This window comes from Streptomyces sp. NPDC107522 (genome assembly GCF_055657525.1).
Genome location: NZ_JBVKAU010000007.1, coordinates 218,577 through 232,036 on the forward strand (window position 1 = coordinate 218,577; position 13,460 = coordinate 232,036).

A 13,460-nucleotide genomic window follows, 5' to 3' on the forward strand; every position below is an offset into this window, starting at 1 on the left:
GGTCGTTGCCGTGCGCTCGCAAGAGGGTTCGGTGGCCGAAGGATCCGCTGAAAATGCGGACGACCCGCGCAGGTGACTGTGGAAGAACTCCCGGAGTACGTGCGTCCCCGCGCGTGCAGCCGGTCGAGTCCGCCCCGTGCGCCTGCGCCGGGGCGTTTCGTTTTCCCCAGTCCTCCTTCGGGTCCGCGCGGTCAGAATCACCCGGAAGGAGGCCGAGGCTCTATGGCGAGGCCCGACAAGGCTGCCGCAGTGGCCGAGTTGACGGAGCAGTTCCGCAACTCCAACGCTGCCGTGCTGACCGAGTACCGCGGTCTCACCGTGGCGCAGCTCAAGACGCTGCGTCGTTCGCTCGGTGAGAACGCCCAGTACGCCGTGGTGAAGAACACGCTGACCAAGATTGCGGCCAACGAGGCCGGGATCGACACGCTGGACGACCTCTTCAACGGTCCGACGGCTGTCGCCTTCGTCACCGGTGACCCGGTGGAGTCGGCGAAGGGTCTCCGTGACTTCGCCAAGGACAACCCGAATCTCGTCATCAAGGGCGGTGTCCTTGACGGCAAGGCGCTGTCCGCCGACGAGATCAAGAAGCTTGCGGACCTCGAGTCCCGCGAGGTTCTGCTCGCCAAGCTGGCGGGCGCCCTGAAGGGCAAGCAGACCCAGGCTGCTCAGGTCTTCCAGGCGCTCCCGTCGAAGCTCGTCCGCACCGTGGACGCGCTTCGCGCCAAGCAGGACGAGCAGGGCGGTGCCGAGTAATTCGGCTCGCATCATGACCGCCGCCTGAGGCGGAGGTCGTAGCGGGCCAACGTACGCCCGCCTCTCATGTACATCCGGCACCTGCCGAATTAGTGGAAGGAAAGCCATCGTGGCTCTCACCCAGGACGAACTGCTCGCCGAGTTCGAGGGCATGACCCTCATCCAGCTCTCCGAGTTCGTGAAGGCGTTCGAGGAGAAGTTCGACGTCACCGCCGCTGCCGCCGTCGCCGTTGCCGGCCCGGCCGGTCCGGCCGCCCCGGCCGAGGCCGCTGAGGAGAAGGACGAGTTCGACGTCATCCTCACCGGCGCCGGCGACAAGAAGATCCAGGTCATCAAGGTCGTGCGTGAGCTGACCTCCCTCGGCCTGAAGGAGGCCAAGGACCTGGTCGACGGTGCGCCGAAGCCGGTTCTGGAGAAGGTCAACAAGGAGGCCGCGGACAAGGCCAAGGAGTCCCTCGAGGGCGCCGGCGCCTCCGTCGAGGTCAAGTAAGACCTTCGCGAACGCCTGTGACAGCCCCGTAGGGCTGTAACGCGAACGCACCGAAGAGCGATCATCCATTCGGGTGGTCGCTCTTCGGCGTTCCTGGGGCGCGGCCGCGGTTGCCTTGCGCCCGCTTCGACGGGGGGTATGGTGATCTTCGTCGTGTCCCTGGTCGGCCCGGGGTTCGGGTATGGGGGCCTTGACGAACCGCACGCAGCGCGCAATTCTCAGGACGCGTCGTCACAAGGATCCGAATCCGAGGCATGGATCGACGACGAAGAGGGCAGTATCAACGTGCGTTGAAGGCAGGCATGGCGCAGACGTTGAGAACAACGAGGGTCTCTGAAAACCGGGACTGGACATCAGTGTGCCAAGTGGCTACACTGACCCTTTGCGCTGCCTGTTAGCTGTCCCCTGCCCGTCACCAGGGGTCTGCCCTCGCCTCAGCACTGACGACCGGAATGTCCCTGACCTGGCCAAACAGCCAAATCAGGGAGCCTGTCCTCTGTGCGCGGGTGAGGGGCCGGTACGCGCGTAGTGAGTCCGAGCCCTCGGAAGGACCCCCTCTTGGCCGCCTCGCGCACTGCCTCGACCGCGAATACGAACAACGGCGCCAGCACCGCCCCGCTGCGCATCTCCTTTGCAAAGATCAAGGAGCCTCTCGAGGTTCCCAACCTGCTCGCGCTGCAGACCGAGAGCTTTGACTGGCTGCTCGGGAACACCGCCTGGCAGAGTCGGGTCGAGGAGGCTCTGGAGTCCGGTCAGGACGTCCCCACCAAGTCCGGCCTCGAGGAGATCTTCGAGGAGATCTCCCCGATCGAGGACTTCTCCGGGTCGATGTCGCTGACGTTCCGCGACCACCGCTTCGAGCCGCCGAAGAACAGCATCGACGAGTGCAAGGAGCGCGACTTCACGTACGCCGCTCCGCTCTTCGTCACGGCCGAGTTCACGAACAACGAGACCGGCGAGATCAAGTCCCAGACGGTCTTCATGGGCGACTTCCCGCTCATGACGAACAAGGGCACGTTCGTCATCAACGGCACCGAGCGTGTCGTGGTGTCGCAGCTTGTCCGTTCGCCCGGTGTCTACTTCGACTCCACCATCGACAAGACGTCCGACAAGGACATCTTCTCGGCCAAGATCATCCCGTCCCGGGGTGCCTGGCTGGAGATGGAGATCGACAAGCGCGACATGGTCGGTGTCCGTATCGACCGCAAGCGCAAGCAGTCCGTCACCGTCCTGCTCAAGGCGCTCGGCTGGACGACCGAGCAGATCCTCGAGGAGTTCGGCGACTACGAGTCGATGCGCGCCACCCTGGAGAAGGACCACACCCAGGGCCAGGACGACGCGCTGCTCGACATCTACCGCAAGCTGCGTCCGGGCGAGCCCCCCACGCGTGAGGCCGCGCAGACGCTCCTGGAGAACCTGTACTTCAACCCGAAGCGTTACGACCTCGCCAAGGTCGGCCGCTACAAGGTCAACAAGAAGCTGGGTGCGGACGCTCCGCTCGACGCGGGCATCCTGACCGTCGAGGACATCATCTCGACGATCAAGTACCTGGTGAAGCTGCACGCGGGCGAGACCGAGACGGTCGGCGACAGCGGTCAGACGATCGTCGTCGAGACCGACGACATCGACCACTTCGGCAACCGTCGTCTGCGCAGCGTCGGCGAGCTCATCCAGAACCAGGTCCGTACGGGTCTGGCGCGTATGGAGCGTGTCGTCCGCGAGCGGATGACGACCCAGGACGTCGAGGCGATCACGCCGCAGACCCTGATCAACATCCGGCCGGTCGTCGCCTCCATCAAGGAGTTCTTCGGCACCAGCCAGCTGTCGCAGTTCATGGACCAGAACAACCCGCTGTCGGGTCTCACCCACAAGCGCCGTCTGTCGGCTCTTGGCCCGGGTGGTCTCTCCCGTGAGCGGGCCGGCTTCGAGGTCCGTGACGTGCACCCGTCCCACTACGGGCGTATGTGTCCGATCGAGACCCCTGAAGGCCCGAACATCGGTCTGATCGGTTCGCTCGCCTCGTACGGGCGGGTCAACGCGTTCGGTTTCGTCGAGACGCCGTACCGCAAGGTCGTCGACGGTCAGGTCACCGACGAGGTCGACTACCTGACGGCCGACGAGGAGGACCGCTTCGTCATCGCGCAGGCCAACGCCACGCTGACGGACGACCTGCGCTTCGCCGAGGCCCGCGTGCTCGTCCGCCGCCGTGGCGGCGAGGTCGACTACGTCGGTGGCGAGGACGTGGACTACATGGACGTCTCGCCGCGCCAGATGGTGTCGGTCGCGACCGCCATGATCCCCTTCCTCGAGCACGACGACGCCAACCGTGCCCTCATGGGCGCGAACATGATGCGCCAGGCCGTTCCGCTCATCAAGGCGGAGGCCCCGCTCGTCGGCACCGGCATGGAGTACCGCTCCGCCGTCGACGCCGGCGACGTCGTCAAGGCCGAGAAGGCCGGTGTGGTCCAGGAGGTCTCCGCGGACTACATCACCACCGCCAACGACGACGGCACGTACATCACGTACCGCCTGGCCAAGTTCGCCCGCTCCAACCAGGGCACCTCGGTCAACCAGAAGGTCATCGTCCACGAGGGCGACCGCATCGTCGAGGGCCAGGTCCTCGCCGACGGTCCGGCCACCGAGAACGGTGAGATGGCGCTGGGCAAGAACCTGCTCGTGGCGTTCATGCCGTGGGAGGGTCACAACTACGAGGACGCGATCATCCTGTCGCAGCGCCTCGTGCAGGACGACGTCCTCTCCTCGATCCACATCGAGGAGCACGAGGTCGACGCCCGTGACACCAAGCTCGGCCCCGAGGAGATCACCCGGGACATCCCGAACGTCTCCGAGGAGGTCCTCGCCGACCTCGACGAGCGCGGCATCATCCGTATCGGTGCCGAGGTCATCGCCGGTGACATCCTCGTCGGCAAGGTGACCCCGAAGGGTGAGACCGAGCTGACGCCGGAGGAGCGCCTGCTGCGCGCGATCTTCGGTGAGAAGGCCCGTGAGGTCCGTGACACCTCGCTGAAGGTGCCGCACGGCGAGACCGGCAAGGTCATCGGCGTCCGCGTCTTCGACCGCGAGGAGGGCGACGAGCTTCCCCCCGGTGTGAACCAGCTTGTGCGCGTGTACGTGGCGCAGAAGCGCAAGATCACCGACGGTGACAAGCTCGCCGGCCGTCACGGCAACAAGGGTGTCATCTCGAAGATCCTGCCGATCGAGGACATGCCGTTCCTGGAGGACGGCACCCCGGTCGACATCATCCTCAACCCGCTTGGTGTGCCGTCCCGAATGAACCCGGGACAGGTCCTGGAGATCCACCTCGGCTGGCTCGCCAGCCGCGGCTGGGACGTCTCCGGCCTCGCGGACGAGTGGGCGCAGCGCCTCCAGGCGATCGGCGCCGACCAGGTCGACCCGGGCACGAACGTCGCGACCCCCGTCTTCGACGGTGCGCGCGAGGACGAGCTCGCGGGTCTGCTGCAGCACACCATCCCGAACCGGGACGGCGAGCGCATGGTGCTCCCGACCGGCAAGGCGCGGCTGTTCGACGGCCGTAGCGGTGAGCCGTTCCCGGACCCGATCTCGGTCGGCTACATGTACATCCTGAAGCTGCACCACCTGGTCGACGACAAGCTGCACGCCCGCTCGACCGGTCCGTACTCCATGATCACCCAGCAGCCGCTGGGTGGTAAGGCCCAGTTCGGTGGCCAGCGGTTCGGTGAGATGGAGGTGTGGGCCCTCGAGGCCTACGGCGCCGCGTACGCCCTCCAGGAGCTGCTGACCATCAAGTCCGACGACGTCACCGGCCGCGTGAAGGTCTACGAGGCCATCGTCAAGGGCGAGAACATCCCCGAGCCCGGCATCCCCGAGTCCTTCAAGGTGCTCATCAAGGAGATGCAGTCGCTCTGCCTGAACGTGGAGGTGCTGTCCAGCGACGGTATGTCCATCGAGATGCGTGACACCGACGAGGACGTCTTCCGCGCTGCGGAGGAGCTCGGCATCGACCTGTCCCGGCGCGAGCCGAGCAGCGTCGAAGAGGTCTGACGGGAGTCCGGCGGGGCCCTCACCCACAGGGCCCCGCCGACCCCCAGGCCCCCGTTTCAGACCACAGACTTACGACCCTGAGAGGGATTGACGCATAGTGCTCGACGTCAACTTCTTCGACGAGCTCCGGATCGGCCTGGCCACCGCTGACGACATCCGTCAGTGGAGCCACGGCGAGGTCAAGAAGCCCGAGACCATCAACTACCGCACCCTCAAGCCCGAAAAGGACGGACTCTTCTGCGAGAAGATCTTCGGTCCGACCCGGGACTGGGAGTGCTACTGCGGCAAGTACAAGCGCGTCCGCTTCAAGGGCATCATCTGCGAGCGCTGTGGCGTCGAGGTCACGCGCGCCAAGGTGCGTCGTGAGCGGATGGGCCACATCGAGCTGGCCGCGCCCGTCACGCACATCTGGTACTTCAAGGGTGTCCCGAGCCGGCTGGGCTACCTGCTCGACCTGGCTCCCAAGGACCTCGAGAAGGTCATCTACTTCGCGGCGTACATGATCACGTACGTCGACGAGGAGCGCCGTACCCGCGACCTGCCCTCCCTGGAGGCGCACGTCTCGGTCGAGCGGCAGCAGATCGAGAACCGCCGGGACGCCGACCTGGAGGCCCGCGCCAAGAAGCTGGAAAGCGACCTGGCCGAGCTGGAGGCCGAGGGCGCCAAGGCCGACGTGCGCCGCAAGGTGCGCGAGGGTGCCGAGCGTGAGATGAAGCAGCTGCGCGACCGTGCGCAGCGCGAGATCGACCGCCTCGACGAGGTGTGGACCCGGTTCAAGAACCTCAAGGTCCAGGACCTCGAGGGCGACGAGCTCCTCTACCGCGAGCTGCGCGACCGCTTCGGCACGTACTTCGACGGTTCGATGGGTGCCGCGGCGCTGCAGAAGCGCCTGGAGTCCTTCGACCTCGACGAGGAGGCCGAGAAGCTCCGCGAGATCATCCGTACCGGCAAGGGCCAGAAGAAGACCCGTGCGCTCAAGCGCCTGAAGGTCGTCTCCGCGTTCCTGCAGACCAGCAACAGCCCCAAGGGCATGGTGCTGGACTGCGTGCCGGTCATCCCGCCGGACCTTCGCCCGATGGTGCAGCTGGACGGTGGCCGCTTCGCGACCTCCGACCTGAACGACCTGTACCGCCGTGTGATCAACCGGAACAACCGACTGAAGCGCCTTCTCGACCTCGGTGCGCCCGAGATCATCGTGAACAACGAGAAGCGCATGCTCCAGGAGGCCGTCGACGCGCTGTTCGACAACGGTCGTCGTGGTCGCCCGGTCACCGGTCCCGGTAACCGTCCGCTGAAGTCCCTCAGCGACATGCTGAAGGGTAAGCAGGGTCGATTCCGTCAGAACCTGCTCGGTAAGCGTGTGGACTACTCCGCGCGTTCCGTGATCGTCGTGGGTCCGCAGCTGAAGCTGCACCAGTGCGGTCTGCCCAAGGCGATGGCGCTGGAGCTCTTCAAGCCGTTCGTGATGAAGCGCCTGGTCGACCTGAACCACGCGCAGAACATCAAGAGCGCCAAGCGCATGGTGGAGCGCGGCCGCACGGTCGTGTACGACGTCCTCGAAGAGGTCATCGCCGAGCACCCGGTTCTGCTGAACCGTGCTCCCACCCTGCACCGCCTGGGCATCCAGGCCTTCGAGCCGCAGCTGGTCGAGGGCAAGGCCATCCAGATCCACCCGCTCGTCTGCACCGCGTTCAACGCGGACTTCGACGGTGACCAGATGGCCGTGCACCTGCCGCTGTCCGCGGAGGCGCAGGCCGAGGCCCGCATCCTGATGCTGTCCTCGAACAACATCCTCAAGCCCGCCGACGGCCGTCCGGTGACGATGCCGACCCAGGACATGGTCCTCGGTCTGTTCTTCCTCACCACCGACGGCGAGATGCGGGACATCAAGGGTGAGGACCGCTCCTTCTCCTCCGTCGCCGAGGCGATCATGGCCTTCGACGCGGGCGAGCTCTCGCTCCAGTCGAAGATCGACATCCGCTTCCCGGTCGGCACCATCCCGCCGCGCGGCTGGACCCCGCCGGCGCAGGAGGAGGGCGAGCCGGAGTGGCAGCAGGGTGACAGCTTCCGCCTGAAGACCACGCTGGGTCGTGCGCTCTTCAACGAGCTGCTGCCCGAGGACTACCCGTTCGTCGACTACGAGGTCGGCAAGAAGCAGCTCTCCGAGATCGTCAACGACCTCGCCGAGCGCTACCCGAAGGTCATCGTGGCGGCGACGCTCGACAACCTGAAGGCGGCCGGCTTCTACTGGGCCACCCGTTCCGGTGTCACCGTCGCCATCTCCGACGTCGTCGTTCCCGAGGCGAAGAAGGAGATCGTCCGCGGCTACGAGGCGCAGGACGAGAAGGTCCAGAAGCAGTACGAGCGCGGTCTGATCACCAAGGACGAGCGCACGCAGGAGCTCATCGCGATCTGGACCAAGGCGACCAACGAGGTCGCCGAGGCGATGAACGACAACTTCCCGAAGACCAACCCGATCTTCATGATGGTGAACTCGGGTGCACGAGGCAACATGATGCAGATGCGTCAGATTGCCGGTATGCGTGGTCTGGTGTCGAACGCGAAGAACGAGACGATCCCGCGGCCCATCAAGGCCTCGTTCCGTGAGGGTCTGTCCGTGCTGGAGTACTTCATCTCCACGCACGGTGCCCGTAAGGGTCTGGCGGACACCGCCCTGCGTACCGCCGACTCGGGTTACCTGACCCGTCGTCTGGTGGACGTCTCGCAGGACGTGATCATCCGCGAGGAGGACTGCGGCACCGACCGTGGCCTCAAGCTCGACATCGCCGAGCGCGGTGCGGACGGCGTGCTGCGCAAGGCGGACAACGTCGAGACGTCCGTGTACGCGCGTTGCCTCGCCGAGGACATCGTGGTCGACGGCAAGGTGCTGGCCCCGGCCGGTACCGACCTGGGCGACGTGCTCATCGACGAGCTGGTCCGCCACGGCGTCGAGACGGTCAAGACCCGCTCGGTCCTGACCTGCGAGTCCGCCGTCGGCACCTGCGCCATGTGCTACGGCCGCTCGCTCGCCACCGGCAAGCTGGTCGACATCGGTGAGGCGGTCGGCATCATCGCCGCCCAGTCCATCGGTGAGCCCGGTACCCAGCTGACGATGCGTACCTTCCACACCGGTGGTGTGGCCGGTGACGACATCACCCAGGGTCTGCCGCGTGTCGTCGAGCTCTTCGAGGCCCGTACCCCGAAGGGTGTCGCCCCGATCTCCGAGGCCACCGGCCGCGTCCGGATCGAGGAGACCGAGAAGACCAAGAAGATCGTCGTCACCCCGGACGACGGCAGCGACGAGACGGCGTACCCGATCTCGAAGCGTGCCCGACTCCTGGTCAGCGAGGGCGAGCACGTCGAGGTGGGCCAGAAGCTCACCGTGGGTGCCACCAACCCGCACGACGTGCTGCGCATCCTGGGCCAGCGTGCCGTCCAGGTCCACCTGGTCGGCGAGGTCCAGAAGGTCTACAACTCGCAGGGTGTGTCGATCCACGACAAGCACATCGAGATCATCATCCGGCAGATGCTCCGCCGTGTGACGATCATCGAGTCCGGCGACGCCGAGCTGCTGCCCGGCGAGCTGGTCGAGCGCTCGAAGTTCGAGACCGAGAACCGTCGTGTGGTCCAGGAGGGCGGTCACCCGGCCTCCGGTCGTCCGCAGCTCATGGGTATCACCAAGGCCTCGCTGGCCACGGAGTCCTGGCTGTCGGCGGCGTCCTTCCAGGAGACGACCAGGGTCCTCACGGACGCGGCGATCAACGCCAAGTCCGACTCCCTGATCGGCCTCAAGGAGAACGTCATCATCGGTAAGCTCATCCCGGCCGGTACGGGCCTGTCCCGCTACCGCAACATCCGGGTCGAGCCGACCGAGGAGGCCAAGGCCGCGATGTACTCGGCCGTCGGCTACGACGACATCGACTACTCGCCGTTCGGCACCGGCTCCGGCCAGGCCGTTCCGCTGGAGGACTACGACTACGGTCCGTACAACCAGTAAGCGAGCGTCCGCTTGAAGGGCGGTCACCCCTCGGGGTGGCCGCCCTTCGGCGTTCGCCGGGAGCGCCTCCGGGTTTTCTCCGGGTGTGGCCCCGATGTCGGGAATGGCGGTTCGGCGCATCATGGAGGGAACCCGACCTTTACGGGGGAGGTGCTCCATGACCCATCCGTCGTGGCAGCCGTGGCAGCCGTGGCAGCCGTGGCAGCCGTGGCAGGGGAGCGGCGTCCCACAGCCGTGGGCCGGGGCCGGTGCCCCCGGGATGCTCGCCTCTCACGCCGACCGTGAGCGTGCCGTGGACGTGCTCAGGGCCGGCTTCGGCGAGGGGCGGCTGGAGCAGCCGGAGTTCGACAAGCGGGTTGCGCGGGCCTACACGGCCCGTACGGTGGGCGAGCTCGCCCTGCTCGTCGCCGACCTGCCCCAGGGGCCCGTGCCGCAGCCGGCGCCCGTCGTGCCCGTCCCGCGGACCTTCCTGCCGGTGGCCCGGCCGCAGACCAACGGCAAGGCGGTCGGCTCGGCCGTGTGCGGCGTGCTGTGTCTCGTGAGCTTCGGGCTGACCGGCATCCCCGCCGTGGTTCTGGGGCACTCGGCGCGCAACGAGATTCGCCGCACCGGGGAGAGCGGTGACGCGCTCGCCCTGACCGGGCTCGTGCTCGGGTGGCTGTCGACCGCGTGCTGGGCGGTTCTGCTGACGCTGATGGTCGTGGCCGCCGCCCTGTCCGCATGAGCTCTGAGAGAAGTGGCCTGACGTGGCCGGATCGGGAATTCGAAGATCAAACACGCCGCGCGGTCTTGACATCGGCCGTATGGCGATGCGGGCGGGGCCCATTTGTTTTGACCGCAGCGAATGAGGTAGGTACGCTCAGACCTTGTGCCTGGGGTGTGCCCTGGCTCTCGTGCGTGCCTTCAACCGCATAACGAGCTGTGAGCGGCCACCGTAATCTGTGCTCTTTTCGCCTCGCGGCGGGAGTCCGCCGGATTCGACACACCCGACCGCGTGGGTCGGCGACGTTCCAGGTTAGCTGTACCAATCGGCACACAGAAACCGGAGAAGTAGTGCCTACGATCCAGCAGCTGGTCCGCAAGGGCCGGCAGGACAAGGTCGAGAAGAACAAGACGCCCGCACTCGAGGGTTCCCCTCAGCGTCGTGGCGTCTGCACGCGTGTGTTCACGACCACCCCGAAGAAGCCGAACTCGGCCCTGCGTAAGGTCGCGCGTGTGCGTCTGACCAGCGGGATCGAGGTCACCGCTTACATTCCGGGTGAGGGACACAACCTGCAGGAGCACTCCATCGTGCTCGTGCGCGGCGGCCGTGTGAAGGACCTGCCGGGTGTTCGCTACAAGATCATCCGTGGCTCCCTCGACACCCAGGGTGTCAAGAACCGCAAGCAGGCCCGTTCCCGCTACGGCGCCAAGAAGGAGAAGTAAGAATGCCTCGTAAGGGCCCCGCCCCGAAGCGCCCGGTCATCATCGACCCGGTCTACGGTTCTCCTCTGGTCACGTCGCTCATCAACAAGGTGCTGCTGAACGGCAAGCGCTCCACCGCCGAGCGCATCGTCTACGGCGCCATGGAGGGCCTGCGCGAGAAGACCGGCAACGACCCGGTCATCACGCTGAAGCGCGCTCTCGAGAACATCAAGCCGACCCTCGAGGTCAAGTCCCGCCGTGTCGGTGGCGCCACCTACCAGGTGCCGGTCGAGGTCAAGCCCGGCCGCGCCAACACCCTGGCGCTGCGCTGGCTGGTCGGTTACTCCCGCGCCCGTCGCGAGAAGACCATGACCGAGCGTCTCCTCAACGAGCTTCTCGACGCCTCCAACGGCCTCGGTGCGGCCGTGAAGAAGCGCGAGGACACCCACAAGATGGCCGAGTCCAACAAGGCCTTCGCGCACTACCGCTGGTAGTCGCTACCCACATCGAGACCGAGAGAAGACTGAAGCCTTATGGCTACCACTTCACTTGACCTGGCCAAGGTGCGCAATATCGGCATCATGGCCCACATCGACGCGGGCAAGACGACCACCACCGAGCGGATCCTGTTCTACACCGGTGTGTCTTACAAGATCGGTGAGGTCCACGACGGCGCTGCCACCATGGACTGGATGGAGCAGGAGCAGGAGCGTGGCATCACGATCACCTCTGCTGCCACCACCTGTCACTGGCCGCTGGAAGACGTCGACCACACCATCAACATCATCGACACCCCGGGCCACGTCGACTTCACCGTCGAGGTGGAGCGCTCCCTGCGCGTGCTCGACGGTGCCGTGACGGTGTTCGACGGCGTCGCCGGCGTTGAGCCCCAGTCCGAGACGGTGTGGCGTCAGGCGGACCGCTACCGCGTTCCGCGTATCTGCTTCGTCAACAAGCTGGACCGTACGGGCGCGGAGTTCCACCGCTGCGTCGACATGATCAGCGACCGTCTGGGTGCCCAGCCGCTCGTCATGCAGCTCCCGATCGGTGCCGAGGCCGACTTCAAGGGCGTCGTGGACCTGGTCCGCATGAAGGCGCTCGTCTGGTCCGCCGAGGCGACCAAGGGCGAGATGTACGACGTCGTCGACATCCCGGCCACGCACACCGAGGCCGCCGAGGAGTGGCGCGGCAAGCTGCTCGAGGCCGTCGCGGAGAACGACGAGGAGATCATGGAGCTGTACCTCGAGGGCGAGGAGCCCTCCGAGGAGCAGCTGTACGCGGCCATCCGCCGCATCACGATCGCCTCCGGCAAGTCCAGCGACACCACGGTCACCCCGGTGTTCTGTGGTACCGCGTTCAAGAACAAGGGCGTCCAGCCCCTGCTCGACGCGGTGGTCCGCTACCTGCCCTCCCCGCTCGACATCGAGGCCATCGAGGGCCACGCGGTGAACGACCCCGAGGAGGTCGTGAAGCGCAAGCCCTCCGACGACGAGCCGCTGTCGGCGCTGGCGTTCAAGATCATGAGCGACCCGCACCTCGGCAAGCTCACCTTCGTCCGGGTCTACTCGGGCCGCCTGGAGTCCGGCACGCAGGTGCTGAACTCCGTCAAGGGCAAGAAGGAGCGCATCGGCAAGATCTACCGCATGCACGCGAACAAGCGTGAGGAGATCCAGTCGGTGGGCGCCGGCGACATCATCGCCGTCATGGGTCTGAAGCAGACCACGACCGGTGAGACGCTGGCCGACGACAAGAACCCGGTGATCCTGGAGTCCATGGACTTCCCGGCGCCGGTCATCCAGGTCGCCATCGAGCCCAAGTCGAAGGGCGACCAGGAGAAGCTGGGCGTCGCGATCCAGCGTCTGGCCGAGGAGGACCCGTCCTTCCAGGTCCACTCGGACGAGGAGACCGGCCAGACCATCATCGGTGGTATGGGCGAGCTGCACCTCGAGGTGCTGGTCGACCGTATGCGCCGTGAGTTCAAGGTCGAGGCCAACGTCGGCAAGCCGCAGGTCGCCTACCGTGAGACGATCCGCAAGGCCGTCGAGCGTGTCGACTTCACGCACAAGAAGCAGACTGGTGGTACCGGCCAGTTCGCCAAGGTGCAGATCGCGATCGAGCCCCTCGAGAGCGGCGACACGTCGTACGAGTTCGTGAACAAGGTGACCGGTGGTCGTATCCCGAAGGAGTACATCCCTTCGGTCGACGCCGGTGCGCAGGAGGCCATGCAGTTCGGCATCCTCGCCGGTTACGAGATGACCGGTGTCCGCGTCACGCTGCTCGACGGTGCGTACCACGAGGTCGACTCCTCCGAGCTCGCGTTCAAGATCGCCGGTTCGCAGGCCTTCAAGGAGGCCGCGCGCAAGGCCAGCCCCGTGCTGCTCGAGCCGATGATGGCCGTCGAGGTCACCACGCCCGAGGACTACATGGGTGAGGTCATCGGTGACATCAACTCCCGCCGTGGCCAGATCCAGGCCATGGAGGAGCGGGCGGGTGCCCGCGTCGTGAAGGGCCTCGTGCCCCTCTCGGAGATGTTCGGTTACGTCGGCGACCTGCGCAGCAAGACGTCCGGCCGTGCGAGCTACTCCATGCAGTTCGACTCCTACGCCGAGGTTCCGCGGAACGTCGCCGAGGAGATCATCGCGAAGGCCAAGGGCGAGTAACGCACCGCGTTAACGCAGCGCGTTCACACGCCGTAGGCTTGACTCCGGAGCCTCACGGGGCAAACGCACACAATCGTGGTGTTTGCCCCGGGTTCCGGGACTTAACAGCAAA

Annotated in this window: 8 protein-coding genes; all 8 read left to right on the plus strand. The window is 66.2% G+C overall.

Features of this window, described 5'->3' with window-relative positions; genetic code table 11:
- The first annotated feature begins 222 nt into the window (after positions 1-222).
- Positions 223-753 (plus strand): 50S ribosomal protein L10, encoded by a 531-nt coding sequence (rplJ, locus tag ACZ7L6_RS24270; RefSeq protein WP_471927211.1) that lies wholly within the window; start codon positions 223-225, stop codon positions 751-753.
- Between the two features lie 106 nt (positions 754-859).
- Positions 860-1,243: a 50S ribosomal protein L7/L12 gene (rplL, locus tag ACZ7L6_RS24275; RefSeq protein ID WP_126394250.1), complete on the plus strand. Its 384-nt coding sequence runs from the start codon at positions 860-862 to the stop codon at positions 1,241-1,243.
- 558 nt (positions 1,244-1,801) lie between these two features.
- On the plus strand, positions 1,802-5,287 hold the full coding sequence (rpoB, locus tag ACZ7L6_RS24280; RefSeq protein ID WP_471927213.1) for a DNA-directed RNA polymerase subunit beta: 3,486 nt from the start codon (positions 1,802-1,804) through the stop codon (positions 5,285-5,287).
- 97 nt (positions 5,288-5,384) lie between these two features.
- The gene (locus ACZ7L6_RS24285; protein WP_471927215.1) at positions 5,385-9,284 is read left to right on the plus strand and encodes a DNA-directed RNA polymerase subunit beta'; all 3,900 of its coding nucleotides are present in this window, start codon (positions 5,385-5,387) and stop codon (positions 9,282-9,284) included.
- 157 nt (positions 9,285-9,441) lie between these two features.
- Positions 9,442-10,008 (plus strand): DUF1707 and DUF4190 domain-containing protein, encoded by a 567-nt coding sequence (locus ACZ7L6_RS24290; RefSeq protein WP_471927217.1) that lies wholly within the window; start codon positions 9,442-9,444, stop codon positions 10,006-10,008.
- 329 nt (positions 10,009-10,337) lie between these two features.
- Positions 10,338-10,709, plus strand: coding sequence for a 30S ribosomal protein S12 (gene rpsL, locus ACZ7L6_RS24295; RefSeq protein WP_003948652.1), 372 nt, complete (start codon positions 10,338-10,340; stop codon positions 10,707-10,709).
- A gap of 2 nt (positions 10,710-10,711) precedes the next feature.
- A complete protein-coding gene (rpsG, locus tag ACZ7L6_RS24300; protein WP_003998848.1) occupies positions 10,712-11,182 on the plus strand; it encodes a 30S ribosomal protein S7 in 471 nt (156 codons plus the stop codon).
- A 39-nt stretch (positions 11,183-11,221) separates the two neighbouring features.
- Complete coding sequence (fusA, locus tag ACZ7L6_RS24305; RefSeq protein WP_019754096.1) at positions 11,222-13,348, plus strand: elongation factor G; 2,127 nt, start codon at positions 11,222-11,224, stop codon at positions 13,346-13,348.
- Positions 13,349-13,460: the final 112 nt, after the last annotated feature.